The sequence below is a fragment of the Oscillospiraceae bacterium MB24-C1 genome (assembly GCA_030913685.1).
Classification (GTDB): domain Bacteria; phylum Bacillota; class Clostridia; order Oscillospirales; family Ruminococcaceae; genus Yanshouia.
The window spans coordinates 2883376-2901539 of the sequence record CP133187.1; the positions used below are offsets into that span (position 1 = coordinate 2883376).

An 18164-nucleotide genomic window follows, 5' to 3' on the forward strand; every position below is an offset into this window, starting at 1 on the left:
TTGTCGGATATAAAACCATAGAGTGCCAGACGCACTTAGTTAACATATTTTTAAGGAGGACATAAGGTTGCAACCGTTTGATATTAACAAGATACCCCTTACAAAATATCTATTCTTTACTGGCAAGGGAGGTGTAGGCAAAACCTCCGCAGCCTGTGCAACAGCGGTGACCCTTGCAGACAATGGGAAAAAAGTACTTCTAATAAGCACCGATCCGGCATCGAACCTTCAAGATGTTTTTAACACTGAACTAAATAATAAGGGAATTCAAATACAGGAAGTTCCTCGCTTATATGTTGCAAACTTAGACCCTATTCAGGCTGCCGCAGAGTATAGGGAAAGCGTAATTGCCCCCTACAGAGGCAAGTTGCCCGATGTTGTGATAAGCAATATGGAAGAACAGCTTTCGGGTTCTTGCACTGTGGAAATTGCAGCATTTAATGAGTTTTCTCATTTTATTACTGATATTCAATCTCAAAAGGAATATGACCACATTATTTTTGATACAGCCCCCACAGGCCATACGCTAAGAATGCTGCAGTTACCTTCAGCATGGAGTAATTTTATAAGCGAAAACACCCATGGAGCATCTTGTTTGGGACAATTAGCTGGGCTTGAGGATAAGAAGAAAATGTATAGGAATGCCGTTGAGACATTAGCCGACGGCAGTATGACAACACTAATTCTAATTTCACGTCCGGAAGATGCTCCGCTGAAAGAGGCCCAAAGAGCATCTAAGGAGCTTTCAGAGCTTGGTGTTAATAATCAGATGCTTGTTGTTAATGGAGTTTTACTCGCGTTTGATGACCAAATATCGCATAGTCTGTATAAGAAGCAACAAAAAGCGTTAAAGCACGTTCCTCTTAGCCTTCAAAAAGTGAGTACTTATTATATACCCCTTAGAGCGTACAACATTACTGGTATAGAAAATGTGAGAGCGCTACTAAATAAAGATAATTATATATTATCTCAAGATAGAGTAAGTTGTCCTAAGATACCAAACCTAAAGGACGTTATTCAAGACCTTTATAAGACAAAGAAGAAAGTCATTTTTACCATGGGTAAGGGCGGTGTAGGTAAGACCACTATAGCAGCAGCCATTGCTCTTGGATTGGCCTCAAAGGGCGAAAAGGTACATCTTACTACCACCGACCCGGCCGCACATCTTAAGTTCGTTATAGACGAAAATAGGGGCATTACGATGAGCCATATTGATGAGCATGAGGAGCTGAGAAAATATCAAGAAGAAATCCTCAGCAAGGCGAGAGAAACTATGTCAGAGGATGACTTAGCCTATGTCGAGGAGGACTTGCGATCCCCATGCACGCAGGAAATTGCTGTTTTCAGGGCATTTGCTCAAGTAGTAGAAAAGGCTGAGAACGAGATCGTAGTAATAGATACCGCTCCGACTGGCCACACACTTTTACTTCTGGATTCCACCCAAAGCTATCACAGAGAAATAAAGCGCTCCCAGGGGGACATTCCTGAATCAGTGAAGAAACTTTTGCCACGTCTTAGAAACAAGGATGAAACAGAAGTGATTATAGTCACTTTGGCAGAAACGACTCCTGTATACGAAGCAATGAGATTAGAAGAAGATTTAAAACGAGCGGGCATTAATAGCAAATGGTGGGTAATTAATTCCTCACTTTATAAAACAGGTACCACTAATAAAATGCTCTCAGCAAAGGCAAGTAATGAGATAGCGTGGATTAATAAAGTGGATGCACATGCAAACGGCAACTTTGCTGTTATTAGCTGGAGTGACGGAGAAATTAAGGGAGACAAACTTCTAAAACTATAAAAAGCATATAATTAAAAAAGAATGAAAGAAATGAGATGCATAAACCCCAAATGGGGAAAGCACTTATATTATCAAATCTATAAACAGCAATCTGCTAGAAGTTGTGCGCATTGGACGATTTTAGGGCTATATCGAACTATGAATCGTTACATCTTTATTAGAGACTTTTCCGAAAGTTTCAAAGTAGAATAGTTATATTTATGTAATCTAAATTATTGTCGCTCTTCTTCCTTGCTCCATCTTCGCAAAGAAGTTAGGGCTCTTTGCAAACCCTTTCCCCAGTTTTTCTAGGTTCAGAACAAATATTGATCAAAGTTTTATATAAACTATTTTTCCTCTTTCTATTTTTTGTTATATTGTTGCCTTAGCAATTAAATCATTCAGTACTTCTTTTTCATTTTGTAGGCTTTTACCAGTGGCACTGAGCATATCGGTCAAACGGCTTATGACATGCTCAATCTGGCTTTTGGTATTCTGTACCTGATTTTGGGATTGATTAATTTTATCCAATACTGCCCAATCTGCAAACAACCCATCAAAAAAATAGTCTGCAAAGCATAAAAAGCCATCAATGCTAACCTGCATATCTGCGTGAATCGTCACATCGGTCAGCTCTGTTTTAAAACGACGCAACTGTACCTGCAAATATTCGACCCGTTGCTGTGCTTCGTCCAGATGGCTATGCTTTGCCATATCCGATAGCAAACCGCCACCCAGCAAGTCCCAAGTGCCCCAGCCTTCTGCACTGTCGAGACTGGACAGAATACTATCGGTGGTCTCAAGCGCTGCCTGACCGGCCACAAGTGCCTCCTGGATTTCTTTTACCTGTCCTTCCAAATAGGAGATACGTTCCTCGGCTCGAAAAACTCCCTCAGCATCTTGAGTAGCGAGGGATTTAATAGCCTTCAGCTTATCCTTTAGCGTCTGATCATATTGCTGTTCGCATTCGCCTAGTTGACCCAACTCTGCCTCGTAACGTTTGATATCTGCCTCTACTGCAGAAAGTTCACGTGCGGCAACGTCATACTTAACGCTAGCAACATAGGCCTCTTCGCGCTCTTTGTCCAGCTTTTCATCCATCTTGCCAATGACTCCATAGAAGAAGGCGGCTAAACTATGGCCTTCCAGACGGTCAACGTCGGCTTGCTCGTCCAACTTGTCTTTTCTGAGCGCATCGACTTTGGCGCTCAAAGTCACGCGTTGAGTGTATAGTTCTTTTAGCTTAGACTCTTTGTGCTTTTTTTGTTCAATTTGCCGTCTAAGAAGCTGCATTTTTTCATCATAATACGCCACTGGGAACTCCTTTCGATTCTGTACAACTAAATTTTCGCTTGAATAGCTGTACTATGTAAAACTTTTCATTAATAAGAACGTTTAACCATGAGCACGCTTGCACATCCACCATCTAAACATTAAATGCAGTTCAAATTGAGCTTATACTGGAAGATCATATCCATTATGGGAACATTCAGGTCATCTACTTTTACCGGCTGTCCTGTATCGAGCACACAACGCATATGACATCCCACAATATCCATAGGCGTTGTCCATAATGTTATCTCCTTTTATTCTGGCTATTTAACAAATGGCTCATTGATACCATGGGCCTTTCTTTTTTTGATGTTTAGTATTTACACGCGAATTCTTATGAAACCATCCATAATACGTCGAGCAGTGCTTTCAATTGAAACATAGTCGATGTTGCCATTTGTAATGCTCAGTGGTATATGCATTACGCCACTTGGATGCCCTATACGAACCAATGTCCTGCCCACGAGGTTTAGGGTGGCACTAGGTAATGTGTCCGACAAAACTGTAGCTACTGCGATGGCGTTTGCCGAGGTAAAAGGACTCGCTTTGTGTGGTTGCCGTACCGACAGTACCCGCACACAGATGTCCATATCACTTGCATTAAGTTGGCGACCTGTCAAGTCAATATAAGGCTGGGGTGCGGTAAATATGGCGATTTTCGGCACGCCTGAAAAGTTGTCCCGTGCATCCTTCATTGTTTTGCCAAACCCAATTTTCATAGCTGCAGTACAGCGGATCGCTTCCAGATAAGTCATTACTGCTTCGTTCGACTCAAATTCAGTGGGCAACTCCGTTCCTATAAGGCCGACATCTTCAGCTCGCACAAGAACCATAGGATTTGAAACATCAAGTATCGTTGCATCAATATCAGCAAAGCCCTCAACGTGCAACCTGTCAACCGAATGACCGGTCGGCAACAAGCTGCCTGTTTTTGCACCTGCCGGATTAAGGAATCTAAGTTCTATTCGTGGGGCAGTTCCATCAATACCGTCTAGACAGAAATCGCCATCCTGAGAAAGAATACCATTTTCCGTAGGCACACAGTTGACGACAATCTTATTTGTATTGAGATTTAACATACGAATCTCAGTTATGGGGTGTGTTGCGGTAACAAGGCCTTCCTCAACTGCAAACGGTCCGACCGCTGCGGACATATTACCACAATTTGCAGAATAGTCCACCGTTGTACTACCAACAACGATCTGTACCGAAATATATTCGATATCAACATCGGCGCGATTTGATTTTGAAACCACAACCGCCTTGCTGTTAGATGAAACGCCCCCACCAACACCGTCTATTTGCTTAGCATCGGGTCCGCCGAGTGCCTGCAAAAAAATACTATCCCACTCTGCATGGTCAGCCGGGAGATCTTCCTGTTTAAAAATCAGTCCTCGGCATACGCCGCCGCGCATCAAAACCGCTTTAAATTTTCTCATTATGTTTCCTCTCGTATTATAGTAGTAGTTTTTAGAGCCCCTCTTTAAGAGCTGTATGCTACAGTGTTTAGGATGTTGTGGTTGGTTTTCTTTCCTACCACATAAACATTTCTTCCTTTTAATTCTACGTTCATTGTGTCTCTCTAAGTATAAATCCCCCTGATTGTAAGTTTAACATATACTAGGGGGATTGTGGCTTTCAATGGTCAAAAAACTTTTGATCATATTGCTTTATCCGGATTATTTATAAGCTAGAACTTCGCAAGATTATTTGATATGGATATAGACAGGGAAATCCATTTAACACTTCAGGAATTGAAAAAATATTTGGCGTTTTACGACCAGAATCAGGTGTTAAAAGATAAATTTATGGTTTCAGAAAGAATAGACTTTGACCTTTGGGATACAAAAATTATATTTGATTATGATAACCGACTTTTTTGCATGAATAAAAACCCTGATAAAACAGTTTTTAAAGGAAAACAGCTTAAGTCCTTTACCATCAAGGAAGACAGCGCCCTCCTGTTTGAAGGTTCAGCGAACGGAATTCATCGTTATGCCAGCACTGTGCCAGAACACGCCATGGCGCTAGCGCCGCAAATCGCTCAGTTTAAGATGAACCAGCAGCTTGCCAGAGCCGTTGATAAACTCAACGGCGACAAAGATGGTCGAATGACCCCGCGGCATTAAAGGTACATCATCATGAATACCTATAATCATTTTTATGACTTTCACTGTGAGGCTACAAAAGAAAAACCGGATGCAAAGCATCCGGTAATTTCTAGAGCTTCAAAAATGCCGCAACAATGTCGAAATTAGTTGCATGCAATTGAGAAGGATTAATGTACACCTAAACTATCAAAATGGTCAAGGACAAAATTCACCACTCCATTAGATCATATTTTTGCAAAGCAGAGTTTGCTTGCTCAATACTCCTTAGTGTTTGAGGAGAAAATCGGACACAAAGCTCATCGACCAAAGCTTCGATTATCGCTGCAAAGGGGATAATCGAATATTTATCCTCAACTTTAGGCGTGAGCAGAATCTCCGTAGCAATATCGTTCAAGCGGCAGTTTTCATTATTGGTCATTAGAATAACCGAGTGTCCAAGTTTTTGCGCGTACTGCGCAGTGTCCATTGTAAGCTTGGTATAAGGCCATCGTGCAATCACCAAAATACTACTCGCTGTGGGCAGCTTGCCGACGCGATCTAACGAAAAATGCTCACCCATGGAAAGTACCGACACTCTTTTTGGGGTAGTTAGCATGAGCGCCTCAAAATATTGCGCCAACAGATTGGATGAACGGCACCCGATGACCCCTATTTCCGGGGCGCGCTCCAACAGTTCAACGGCGCGGCGGAAGGATCTTTCAAAGGTGGGCGCAATCATTGTACCCAAAATGGCAACAGCGTTTTCAATAGAAGAATAAAGACTATCGACCTTCTCGCTATTTGTCAGCATGCGCTGCATCTGCCAATAATTAGGGTAGGAGCTGTGTGAAAGGTGGCTACTCAAATCCACTTTAAACGACATGAAACTAGTATAGCCCAAGTCATGCAGCATACGAAATAACGTAGCTTTACCCACTCCCGCGCTTTTTGCTACTTCTTCTGCCGTCGCATCCGCCAGCGTGTCTACATTTTTGATCATATAATCACATAGTTGACGTTGCTTCTTACTCAGGGAGGTCCAATTTTCAAATAATCTTTCAATTTTATTTGTAGACATCGCCTGCACCCCCCTTTACATCTATCACACATATACTTATTGAATTATATACAACAGAATTGGAAAAATCAAGTATGCGTCATTTTTCGTGAGCATTTGAAACAAAAAAGATACTAATAGTCCGTATAACATGTCGAAACTTTGACTTTATTATTGACATTCTAATATTTTGATACTATTATGATACAAAACAGCTCATATTTCAATTGTAAAGAGCAGAAGGAGAGACCAACAGTGGATAACAAAATTATTCAGGCCATGAACATCGCGGACAAAATTATAGGGGATTTATTAGCGGTAAAAGCAGGTGAGGAGGTGCTTATTGCGATTGATACCGAGAGCGATATGCGTATGGCGCAGGCTTTCGCCGCAGCCAGTCAAAAGTGCGGTGCGGACTTTATGATCGCAATGATGGCAGCGCGCGATAAGAGCCAGGCTACTACCATTCCGAAATCCCTGGAGGAGGCCATGTCTGGCTGTGATGTTTTTATTCCTATGACAAAAGCATCTGGTGCACCCGCATACAACTTAAAAATGAAAGCGTTGTTGCGTGAAAAAAAGATTCGAGAATGCTGCATGGTCCTGCGTGACATTGACAATTACATTCACGGGGGAGCGCTTGCAGATTATGAGCAAGTATATGTTGACGGCCAAAATCTTCAAAAGCTGTGGTGGCATAAAAAGAACGCACATGTTACCTCGCCCGCGGGTACCGACCTGACTTTTGAAATGATTGATATGATGCCGATCATTGAGTGTGGTATTGCTCGTGAACCGGGGCTCAGTATGGCTTTCTCGGACGGAGAGGTTTCATTAGGTCCTGTTGAGGGCACTATGAATGGAACTATGGTAATTGATGGCCCCATGTGCTACTATGGGCTTCCTAGCACTCCGGTTCGTTTGCGTATTGAGAATGGAAGGGTGGCCGAGATTCTCGGCGGGGATCCAAAGATTTGCAAGGAGTTGGAAAAGCTATTCGCCGAGGTAAAAAACAGTGACAATATTGCGGAAATCGGCATTGGACTGAACCCGGCATCATTGTTTAACGGTGACTTTGAGGAGGAAAAAAAGGCACGCGGAACCATTCATTTCGCACTTGGAAACGGTTTGTATTATGACCAAAGCGTTGATTCCCAAGTACATATTGATATGGTGTTGTATAACACTACCGTTGATTTTGATGGCGAAATCTTTGTTAAAGATGGTAATGTGATAATTTTAGATAAAATAGAACGATAGATAGAAGACAAAGCCGAAGTTTGGAAGGAGTTATAGCATGCAAGATGATAAAAAAATCTCTAAAAAGCTCGCAAAGCATCCTTTTTGGGGACTTATCTTGATGGTCATCCTGACCGTTATTTTAACGTGGCTGATTCCAGCCGGTCAATATGACCGATATGTAAATGAAGCAGGCTTAACTGTAGTAGACCCTTCAAGTTTCCATTATGTGGAGAACAATCCCGCCGGTATCGCAGATATGTTCCGCTCATTTTATTATGGATTTACCAAGGCTGCTGGCGTTATGGGTGCAGTTTCCTTTGTAGGTGGCGCATTTGGCGTATTAAAGGGTATTGGCATCCTCAATGCCGCTGTAGTCGGCTTGACACATAAGATGCGTAATAAGCCCTTTTACCTTCTGGCCGGAACGGTCATGCTTGCTATTGCGCTTCATCATTCCTTTACAGGTTTCCGCGAGCTGGATGTTGTTTTTGTGGCATTAATGATACCTATTTGCCTTGAAATGGGTTATGATACCATGACGGGAGCGGGAGTTGTGTTGTTAGGTTCCACAGTAGGCTTTACCTGTGCCCTTGCAAACCCCTTTTTCACAGGTATTGCCCATGAGATTGCAGAACTTCCCATGTATTCCGCCATGTGGTTCCGGGGAATGGTTATGTTAACATTCCTTTTGATCGGTTTGTTATATATCAACTCATATGCCAAGAAAGTAAAAGCAGATCCGACAAAAAGTATAACTTTTGCACTGGAAGCTGAATCCCGCGCAAGATTTATTAGAGGAACAAACAGTGATGAAGCGGGGGCAGATCAATTGACTACCCGTGAAAAAGTGGCGGGATGTTCATTTTTAATTGTTTTTGCTTATATGGTTTTTGGGTGCATTAAGCTGGGATTTGGATTTGCCGAAGTTGCAGCTTGTTTCTTTGCAATGTCTCTTTTGACTGGTTTTATTGCGGGAAAAAATCTTAATGAAATTTGCTACCTATTTACTCAGGGAATTGCAGATATATTAGTCGCAATTTATATTATTTTCTTTGCGCGCGCCATCTTGGTGCTTATGGAAGACGCATTGATAATTGATACGGTTATTCACTTTTTATCTCAGTTTGTCATAGGAAGCAGCAGCGTTCTCTCTGCGGTAATTGTCTTTATTTTACAGTGTCTAATTAACTTTTTTATCCCATCGGGCAGCGGTCAGGCTGTTATTACAATGCCCATTATTACGCCTCTGGCCGATATGGGGGGGATTACTCGACAAGTTGCATGTCTTGCTTCTCAGCTTGGCGACGGCATAACCAACTATATCTATCCTACTAACGGCGGTCTGTTAGCTACGCTGGCGGTAGCTGGGCTTTCCTATGCACACTGGGCGAAATTTGCGTGGAAAATTATCCTATTAATGGTCATCCTATGTGCTGTTTTCGTAGCGGGGGCACAGATGATTGGTTTGATGTTGTAGTTGCACAGCTAACCCTTTCTTTAGTCCAGGAGCACTCGTATTTTAATTACCTGCTCATAGGCATTTGGGTAATGAGCATAATGTATTGTGCCCAGGTTATGATGATCTAAGAAATTGCCACCAGCTCACAGCTGGTGGCAATTGTATTTGTTATAAACATAAAGGGCAATTAAAACGCCTTAGTTTTAGATTGGTAAAACAATACTATGCCATTCACACGCAGCCTGAAACACTCTCGGGCCGCCCAATATCGGCCTAGCAGAGATACCTATCTATTTATTACGAGAAAACTCCAGATAGCGGGGATCATAATCGCTATTGCTATAGACATCTTTTTTGACGTTGATAATCACATCGTTAATGACCACCGTGGTGTCGTCCAGCCATTGGACTTTGGATACATTACAGTGATATTTATCATAGACGTTTTTTGACCGATTCGTCTTGGTATTCATAACCCGGCCAAGCACCGAAAAATCAGTGGTTATATTACCGCTGTTAAGGTAAGTTGTTAGAACGTAAGTACCATTTGGAGAAGGGTATACTCCGATGACTTCTTCCCCTCTGATGCGCTGCGGGTTCCAAAGATAAAAGCAAACCACGATAGGAATCAGAATCAGCGTAGCAATACGAAGCTTTTTTATTTTAGCTTTATCAGATATAAGCTTTTTCACACATGCAACCCCTTTTCTAATGTGTTTTATTATAATAGGCAATGCCTTTTCTAATCATCTTGGTATCATAGGGGTCGTCGCCGTAACTTGTTAATTGGTCTAATTGCTTCAGGCCTTTCGTATGCAGCTGATAGAGGCCCGCTCCTAGGCAAAGAAACTCATCGTCATAACCGAAAACCTTTCCTACATAACCAAAAAGGATGTTCCCGGGTGCGTCAAATCTAATAATATCTCCTTCGTAAATATACCACTCGCCGGTCCATTCAGGCGAACTTTTTATATCAATAGGACTATCATCCTTGACGCTAAGAACAAATTCCTTTAATTTGGTCACTGGGCTATTTGCGATAGTCACAGTTGTGCCGAGAGCATTTTGATAAACGGGTGCTTGGGAATAGGAGGCATAAGTCGCATCAGTAGATGCCATCAACCTATGGAGCCGATCAGTAACATTCTCAATCGGAATTAAGTTAAAATACTGTGGGATTCTTCCGTGCAAATTTGTATGTAAAAAACGGTCTAATTCTTTTGCCGCCTCCAAGATATTCTTACGATAATTTGGTGATAGGATGTTTGCCTGCTTCTGCCCATCCGCCAAATCGTACTCAAGCTGCCGAGAAATACGCTTAAATTCTTCCAATACCATTTTATCATAGGTTTTACTATTATTTAAGATGTTTTTAGAAACATTGCGAAGAAATACACGTTTTTGGACATATGAAATATAACCATCTGAGCACATGGCTTTTGCGCTTCGTCCTGTAAATTGTTTTGAGCTATTCGTATATAAAAATTTCAAGCATGCGTCTTCTAAAAAGTCAGTGCCCTTGCCCTGCTCCGCCTGTTTTAAAAACAACGCCCTTTTGACATTATTGCCAATGGCAGCAGTTTTTCCCCGCGAAATTACTTTTTTAGCAACGTCCAAGCGTTCACTGGCGGACAACCCCGAATAGCCTCGCATTGTTTTGACTGCGGTGTCAATCGCGCTTTCACTGGCCTTAGACGCGGGCCGTGTTTTAGCGCTCGAAAGATTCAGCATTCCAATGCACTCTGCACTTTTACCCGTGCTCTTTAAAACTAATTTGCAGAGGCCTTCATAACCCTCAATAACGCTTATAAGCTTTTTTCGGTCATTTAAAGGTATATACCGCAGTACGCCAATATTCGTTTTCAAATCCTGATGAATTTCTTCTAACACGCCATGTATTCTATCAGCTGACTTTTGCAACTCCTTATAGTAATTATAATTTGTATAATCCTGCATAAGTGCCGCTAAAATGCCCGTGTTTAACGCAGCAAAATAGGAAACACTCCCAAGAATCCTTCCGTTCTGTCCTTTTAATGCGATTGTTATATCGTCTCCCAAGATATTTCACCTTCAAAATTCAAACAGGTAATATGAATCTCCTGATTGTAATTTCAGCATATATCAGATCGAACGTGGCTTTCAATGGTCAAATTACAACGGGCGCAATCTGCTCCACATAAACTGGAGCTTCTGATTATAGTATGAGCCTGCTGTTTGACGAACTTCACATTATGGTACTAACCTACCACGTCAGTTGAGCAGGATCATCTATGCAATTCGCCTGGAAGAGTGCCCTGGTCTTGTCCAATAGAAATTTTCTTTTGCCTATTTTAAAGCAACTCAAATTCCGCATAGATGTCAAACCAAGGAAGCGTTCGGTCAGTGAAAAAACCAGGGCCAGAAGACATGACAGACCTATATCGCCCCGGTATGAGTTTTTCTTCAAAACGCCAATGCCCAAAAGACGTCAAGTATCTATCGCCCGGTGCAATATCGCCGCTGCCAGTTTCCCAATTAGGCATGGCGTCTTCGGAAAAAGAGAGGCTTCGCCTTTGCTCGCCGTCAAAGCGTTCAACGTTATAGTCGGTTGAACGCCCAACTGCCATGGTGTTGTTGTTTAAAATATACCCGCTTACACAAAAAACATTTGAATTTTTCAGAATATCTGACAGGTTAATTTGTTGCTTATCAATATGCAGGACGACGCTCTCCGGACCCGGTTCAATGATTACATCAGGCACTGCTCGCGTCGGTGCATGTCCGTAGGCGAAAAGCTGTAATTATAATAAGGAACAGTAGGGTTAATAAGCTGATCAACCACAAGCTGAAAATCACGTCTATTCTCGTCAGGTGTTGCAAGTACATACTCGACAGCAACATCTACATCATTGCTTTCAATATGCAATCGTTCTTCGCCTATGGTTATGGTGTAGCTGACACCGTTTTCAAAATTGACTAACAGCGTATAGGCATTTTTGAGCGTAGCGTATTTATCAACAAATCTAGCGGCGCCATTTACCTTAATATTTCGGATATAGGGCTCCACAAGATACATCATATCCATTCTGGTATCATAAGTGTAGGCAATTTCTTTGCCGGTAGTATCACTGACAGAGATCGAACGAATTCTGCCTCGGTTCATGATGGACAGCCACATTGGTCTGGGATCCTCGCCCTGTGTCTGTACGGTTTCGCAGCGTTTTCTCAATGCGCTGTATTCGTCTTCAGGAATCAATAACCTAACGGTGGTTTTTGCTTTATATTTCCAGTGAGAGTGCGTCAGTTCTATGCCACTTTCGAAAAATTTAATAGTACATCTATCGTCGCTCTCGAGATACAGATCTAACGAGAGCTCTTCGCGCCACGGCTTTCCAAGCTCATCACACACGGCAGCGTTAGCCAATGCTGCCGAAATAACATCATAGTCCGCCTGCATCTCATAGCTAATCTTTTGGGTGTTGTCATGCAGATACAAATTTTGCATATAGATGGGCGGACCCTCGCTTGAAAACACGGTGACCCACCACGGCTGTGCCGCAGCGGCGAGATTCTCCGGTTGCGTGTCGGACACCACCTCTGAGACGGGTATTTGTTCACTGAATTTTAAAAATGCCTGCTGCCATTCCTCCGTCATCTTGCTGGCATCAAAAATCAGTGGACTATCCCAATCGGGCAGTTTAACGGTCAGCCATTGGCCATTCCATGCCAGATGCACTGGCTCCCCATTCCATTCCAAATAAATAAACTCGTAGCCACTGGTATGAGGATTTCGCGTTCCATTCGAGGCATCCAAAATTTCGAAGGCGGCAAGCCCACCAGTGTTCCTCAGGCATTTTAAAATTTCATCGGCAATATAACGGTCAACTATGCGCTTCTCCTGTGTGAGGCCAAGGGCGGTGTAGTACAGCGCGTTAATATCTGAGGCGCGCAGTGTGCTTATCTTGTTACGGTAGCGTGCCAAATCCTCGTCATCAGCAAAATCTTCCGACATCATAGTAAGCGATAAAGAATTTTCTGGTACAATTGCAATTTCCGCTTCCTTATTGTGATTTAAAGAAAGCAGCGACAGGACATAGTCGGTCAGCGCATGTTCGTCCGTATAATAAAACATTTGATTTGTGTTGGTGGCAGAATCCCATATTGTAAAATAGCCGCCCTGGGTAACAAGACAAGACTGCTCGCCCTGTTTTAAATATACCATACTGCCAGCGCCCGTCAGCATACGATTCCGGTCCTCCTGTGTGGCGGGTATCAGCGTCAGGTTCTGTATAATTTTAAGCACCGCCGAAATATCGTCTTGCGTCAGTACCATCAAAAACCCCTCGGGTCGATGCGCCTCATTTATCAGCATTGTATTAATTTTATTCGTTTCAAATGTGCTTAAGAATTCTTTAAGCGCATGGCAACTTTGTTCGGTTGACAGAACAGGCTCCAGCTGGTCACCTTTGGGAACAAATTGGTTCATAGTAACCCAATCTACCAGTTCTGCTCTTAAAGCAGGCCGCGTATCTATTGACGATGACGCGTTAATCGGCAATTCAGTCGAAATATCGGACTGCGGCTGCATACAACCGGTCAATATTATTATGAGAATGATTACACAAAAACTTTTTAGGGGATTAAATAACCTTAATAAAGTGCACTTGATTCCATGTGGTGTTATTGCAGCCGCTTTTCGGTCTGGCGTTCTAATAAGGTATTTGCGTGCATTCATACGTCTCCTTTCCAGACTTGTTTGCGATCTTTATGTTTCGACATATAAATCGCCTACGGCTTTATACTTTGTATTATGATAAACAGTTCGCATCAGTTTCACGTTATCTATGTTAGATGAAGTAGGCAGAACTAAGTTTTATGCTCTACTAGAAGTTTTTTATTATTTATTCAATATCTAGTTGCATAAAAACTGCTGATTCTGCTGGGTTGTCGTTATATTTATCGATTTCATAAAATCCATATTTGCATAGATCTGAATTGCATCTACCATAAAAGGAAATGTATCAAGCCGCATTTGTTTATATCCTATAGCTCTTCCATCTGCAATAATGCGCTCAGTTAGCATCTTCCCAATCTGTAAGCCTCTATATTGAGGACGAACATATAGTCGGTTGATTTCACAGACGACTTCATCAATCATACGTAAAGCACCGCAACCAGCTGCTTTTCCATCCACAAACACAATATATAACCGTCCAAAGGGTAATCCATATTTATGTTCTATATCTGTAATTTCTTCTTTATAGTTCTGTGATGTAAGGCATATTGCAACATCATTTCCCTTTGTTAATATATCATCATATAATCTCATAATAAGCACCTTCCTATAGCATAGTGCTCCTACTTTTCTGCCAACGCAACTTTACATACTGCACTCGCTTTGTCTGTTTCAGGTATATCATAAACATAATCCTGCTAATAAAAGTCAAGTGCTATTTTAATAAGAATTTACTTAAAATGAGTATAAGTAAATTGGCCAGACAATTAACAGCATCTGGCCTGTTGGTAATATTATACTACTTAATTTATTGCGCGTAAACCTCCTTAACCCTTGCGTAATAAATCCTAAGGAACTTGTTTAATACAGCTATCTTAGCGACTCTTAATGGCTTTCCTTCAGACTCTTTTTTGAGCATATATAAATATACAATAATACGTGGCCCTAGTATATCTCCAACACCCAATAAGAGGATGGCTGACTGATTATGTTCCGGATGCGAAATCCAATGAGAAGTACGTCAGGCCATTTAATCTCTTATTATAATAAAAATAAGCACAAGTTTCGAACCCTGTACATGGGTTGGATTCTTGTGCTTTTATAGTACCAATGAGCAGCTTAAATTGTGCCCGTACTGGTAGATCATAAACATAATGCGAAGCTCAATTTAGCTAACAACAGCACATCTTATCAATAATGAGAAATTGAGAGAACAATAATTATAAATAAAAATTGTCAGAAAACACAGTATACTAAAAAAGCATCAGAGCTATTTATTTGAAAAAGGAAAACTATACAAAAAGTACACGGCTGCTCAAATACGTCCAGATACACATTATTTCAAATCGACGCAGCTTCAGATGGTATAGAGTTCCGGTCTCCTGTCTTTAAATGCGGGAAGCTTTTTGCGTATAGCTTTTACGCGATCAAGATCTATGTAGCAAGGTAGTAGTTCAACACACTCCCCAGCGCAAGCCACCGGCACGCCCATCGGGTCCACGACAACGCTCTCTCCAATGTGGTTGGGGCCTATCTGGTCGCAGGCAACCATATAAACAGTATTCTCAATCGCACGCGCCGTAACAAGCGTTCTGAAGTGATGGCTCTTAAGGTCGCCGCGTACCCAAGCCGTCGGCATAATAATGATATCCGCGCCTTTTGAAGCTTGATAGCGCGCCACCTCAGGAAAGCGAACCTCATAGCAGACAAATAGGCCGATTCTACCGAATGGTGTATCCACAGGTTCAAAAAAGTCATCACCGGGTTTAATATCGTTCGACTCCTTGTAACCGAACGCATCATAAAGATGTGTCTTATGGTAGGAACTAACAATTTCGCCTTTTGCGTTAAGCATGACAGTAGTATTATAGTTACGGTCATCGTTAGGGTCATCAGTCTTTTCGTTCATACCAAACACCATCCAGATTCCGTGCTTTTTTGCCAGCGTCTGCATGCCGGCGACAAAAGGACCTTCAAGTTTTTGTGCGGTGGAAAGGCGGGTCTGACGGTCGGTGTCAATTGGGAAATGACTCATGAAAACCTCAGGGAACACCATCAGATCCGGCTTATAGGCTGCGAGGGCCTTTTCTACCGCTTCTTCAGCGTTCTTAAGGTTCACAGCAGGCTCGCCGTGAGAACTCATCTGTGCAAGAACAAAAGTTGTTGGCATATATTTTCCCCTTTTCTTATAATTTTTTAGTCGTCGAGAAGTTTCGGTGGAAAAAGGTTATAAACAGAGCATGAGCTCCGCATCCTTTGATGGACTGACAGATATTTTGAAAGATCACCGACTCAATACTGGCAAAAATAATTTAGCGTACCTACAACTGCTTTCGAACAGAGCCGTGTCAAATTGCACTTAAACTATCCGCTCAATTGCTTAAGCCGCATGGCACACCAACAAAAAAGCGTTTATTGCTCCAAATATCCTTTAATGCAGGCTGCAATTTCCTTAACACCGCGCTCGACAGCTATGCGGCCTTTTTCAACTGAGCCCAAAGTAGCGTCACCAATCGTTCCGGTCTTGGTATAGCTACCATATACCACGCTCTTGGTAATGGTGGGCCACTGATCGGTATATTCGTTGGGCGAATTGGGTGCCTTTTCCATGTGAACCAGTTCGGGAACGAGAAACATCAAAACCGAGGTTCCCGCCTCGCCGGCGTGAGCATGCGGGGTTGTATGCTCAAATATGTCGGTGGTAAAGGAAGGGATATACTGCCACCAGCCAATCTGTCCATAACGAATGTCATGCTTGATGCGCATGTCCTCCATAACCTCGTTAAGCGGCTGAGTGTTGTGAAAGTGTGTATTGATAACAAAGAAGTTCTTAAACCCAAGCCGGACAAACTCTTCAATAATATCGCGGTAAACGGCAGTGAGTGCGGCGGCTGAAATAGCAATAGTCCCCGGAAAATCAGTGAGGCTTTTGGACTGCCCAACCTCAACACAGGGTGCCACAATACCGTTAACCTCTTTGGCTACAAGTTCTGAGATTTTTTCTGCGACGAGAATATCGCTGCCCAGCGGCAAGTGGGGGCCATAAACTTCGCACGCACCCGAGGGAATGATAATGGTTTTGGCTGTTTTGCTGCGCTCCGAAAATTCAGTCCACGACATGTTTTTAAGCTTGTATTCCATAATTAATCTACCTCTTTTTACAACTGATGTAAAGAATCCGAGTCAGTAAAATTAATTTATTAATTCTCACCTCTTTTATTGTACTGTTCAACAGCAAGCCCCAATAACTCCATTGCTCTGGCAAGATCGCTACAGTTTAATACGTAGGCTATGCGAATCTCATTCTGGCCTTTTCCCGGAGTAGCGTAAAAGCCAGCGCCGGGCGCAAATATAACAGTCTCGTTGTTATCGCTGAATTCTGTCAATAGCCAGAGCATAAACTGCTCGGCATTGTCGATGGGTAGCTTTGCCATCATATAAAAAGCGCCCTGCGGCTCGACGCAGACCACACCAGGAATTTTGCGAATGCCTTCATATACGGTATCGCGGCGTTTCTTATATTCCTTACAGATTGGTGAAAAGTAGTTGGGCCCGACATGATATAAAGCAGCAGCGGCAAGCTGTTCCAGCGTTGCAACAGATAAGCGCGCCTGACAAAGTTTTAGAACATTTTTTTGAAGCTCCCTGTTTCGGGATATTAAGCAGCCGACGCGGGAACCGCAGGCTGAAAAGCGCTTGGATACGGAATCTATAATGATTGCATTATCTGCAATATCATCAAACTGGCCAATTGATGTGATTTTTTCTCCACCATACACAAATTCACGGTAGACCTCATCTGCTATAAGAAATAAATCGTGCGATTTTGCAATATCTGCAAGTATTCGTAATTCTTTCTCAGATAAAACAACTCCGGTAGGGTTGCCTGGGTTGGTGAACATAAGTGCGCGGGTATTCGGGGTTATGAGACTTTCGATTTTTGCCCTGTCCACATAACGATACCCCTTTTCCGGCGATGTCGGAATTGGCACTACCTTCGCTCCGGTCGTGTTCGTAAAGGTATTATAGTTTGGATAAAATGGCTCGGGAATTAAAATTTCATCACCGTCATCAAGAATAGCATTGAGCGTAAACCAAAGCGCTTCTGAGCCTCCGGCGGTGATAATGATTTCATCTTCTTTGTAGTGGCAGCCAAGACCAGCATAGTATGTCTGAATCGCATTGATTAGTGAGGGTATTCCAGGGGAAGGTGCATACGCCAAAACAGGATCACTAAAGGTTTTACATACGTCAAAGTACGCCTCCGGGGTTTTTATGTCCGGCTGTCCAATATTTAAATTGTATATTTTTACACCGCGTTTCTGCAGTTCCACCTGATAGGGATAGAATTTGCGGATAGGGCTGGGGTTGCATCTTTGAATTTTGCTAGAAAATCTCAAACGAAAGCACTTCCTTTCCTATTTTTTCCCTTAAAACCCGACATCTTAGCTGCAGATTTTCAAGGGCATATTGCCAGCCACTTTCTT

15 protein-coding genes and 1 pseudogene are annotated in these 18164 nt (G+C 42.5%); 4 read left to right on the forward strand and 12 right to left on the reverse strand.

Annotation, left to right across the window (positions count from 1 at the left end):
- The first annotated feature begins 67 nt into the window (after window positions 1-67).
- Window positions 68-1804, forward strand: a complete 1737-nt coding sequence (gene arsA / locus RBH76_13810; protein ID WMJ83789.1) for an arsenical pump-driving ATPase — start codon at window positions 68-70, stop codon at window positions 1802-1804.
- A gap of 351 nt (window positions 1805-2155) precedes the next feature.
- Here arsA and RBH76_13815 read toward each other — a convergent pair whose 3' ends face one another.
- Complete coding sequence (locus RBH76_13815) at window positions 2156-3097, reverse strand: hypothetical protein (GenBank protein ID WMJ83790.1); 942 nt, start codon at window positions 3095-3097, stop codon at window positions 2156-2158.
- 338 nt (window positions 3098-3435) lie between these two features.
- Window positions 3436-4554, reverse strand: a complete 1119-nt coding sequence (locus tag RBH76_13820) for a PrpF domain-containing protein (GenBank protein WMJ83791.1) — start codon at window positions 4552-4554, stop codon at window positions 3436-3438.
- 276 nt (window positions 4555-4830) lie between these two features.
- On the opposite strand from RBH76_13820, the gene RBH76_13825 reads away from it, so the two are divergent.
- Complete coding sequence (locus tag RBH76_13825) at window positions 4831-5244, forward strand: hypothetical protein (protein ID WMJ83792.1); 414 nt, start codon at window positions 4831-4833, stop codon at window positions 5242-5244.
- 190 nt (window positions 5245-5434) lie between these two features.
- Here the strand turns inward: RBH76_13825 and RBH76_13830 are convergent, their stop codons facing one another.
- Window positions 5435-6283 (reverse strand): MurR/RpiR family transcriptional regulator, encoded by an 849-nt coding sequence (locus RBH76_13830; GenBank protein ID WMJ83793.1) that lies wholly within the window; start codon window positions 6281-6283, stop codon window positions 5435-5437.
- Between the two features lie 234 nt (window positions 6284-6517).
- On the opposite strand from RBH76_13830, the gene RBH76_13835 reads away from it, so the two are divergent.
- Window positions 6518-7522 (forward strand): aminopeptidase, encoded by a 1005-nt coding sequence (locus RBH76_13835; GenBank protein ID WMJ83794.1) that lies wholly within the window; start codon window positions 6518-6520, stop codon window positions 7520-7522.
- A gap of 37 nt (window positions 7523-7559) precedes the next feature.
- Window positions 7560-8981 (forward strand): TIGR00366 family protein, encoded by a 1422-nt coding sequence (locus RBH76_13840; GenBank protein ID WMJ83795.1) that lies wholly within the window; start codon window positions 7560-7562, stop codon window positions 8979-8981.
- Window positions 8982-9253: 272 nt separating this feature from the next.
- On the opposite strand, the gene RBH76_13845 is transcribed toward RBH76_13840, so the two are convergent.
- The 9 genes and pseudogenes from RBH76_13845 to RBH76_13885 form a co-directional block, all read right to left on the reverse strand.
- Complete coding sequence (locus tag RBH76_13845; GenBank protein WMJ83796.1) at window positions 9254-9655, reverse strand: DUF5412 family protein; 402 nt, start codon at window positions 9653-9655, stop codon at window positions 9254-9256.
- Window positions 9656-9671: 16 nt separating this feature from the next.
- Window positions 9672-11021, reverse strand: a complete 1350-nt coding sequence (locus RBH76_13850; protein WMJ83797.1) for a polymorphic toxin type 44 domain-containing protein — start codon at window positions 11019-11021, stop codon at window positions 9672-9674.
- A 272-nt stretch (window positions 11022-11293) separates the two neighbouring features.
- Window positions 11294-11704 (reverse strand): hypothetical protein, encoded by a 411-nt coding sequence (locus RBH76_13855; protein WMJ83798.1) that lies wholly within the window; start codon window positions 11702-11704, stop codon window positions 11294-11296.
- Complete coding sequence (locus RBH76_13860) at window positions 11692-13428, reverse strand: hypothetical protein (GenBank protein WMJ83799.1); 1737 nt, start codon at window positions 13426-13428, stop codon at window positions 11692-11694. Before RBH76_13860 ends, RBH76_13855 begins: the two co-directional genes overlap by 13 nt.
- 426 nt (window positions 13429-13854) lie before the next feature.
- Window positions 13855-14271, reverse strand: coding sequence for a GNAT family N-acetyltransferase (locus RBH76_13865; GenBank protein WMJ83800.1), 417 nt, complete (start codon window positions 14269-14271; stop codon window positions 13855-13857).
- Between the two features lie 214 nt (window positions 14272-14485).
- A pseudogene (locus RBH76_13870) lies at window positions 14486-14608 on the reverse strand (IS110 family transposase).
- A 426-nt stretch (window positions 14609-15034) separates the two neighbouring features.
- Complete coding sequence (locus RBH76_13875) at window positions 15035-15847, reverse strand: carbon-nitrogen hydrolase family protein (protein WMJ83801.1); 813 nt, start codon at window positions 15845-15847, stop codon at window positions 15035-15037.
- 242 nt (window positions 15848-16089) lie between these two features.
- Entirely contained in the window at window positions 16090-16818 is a 729-nt protein-coding gene (locus RBH76_13880; protein WMJ83802.1) for a creatininase family protein, read from the reverse strand.
- A 59-nt stretch (window positions 16819-16877) separates the two neighbouring features.
- Window positions 16878-18077 carry a pyridoxal phosphate-dependent aminotransferase gene (locus RBH76_13885; protein ID WMJ83803.1) on the reverse strand — a complete coding sequence of 400 codons (1200 nt, stop codon included), beginning with the start codon at window positions 18075-18077 and terminating at the stop codon, window positions 16878-16880.
- Window positions 18078-18164: the final 87 nt, after the last annotated feature.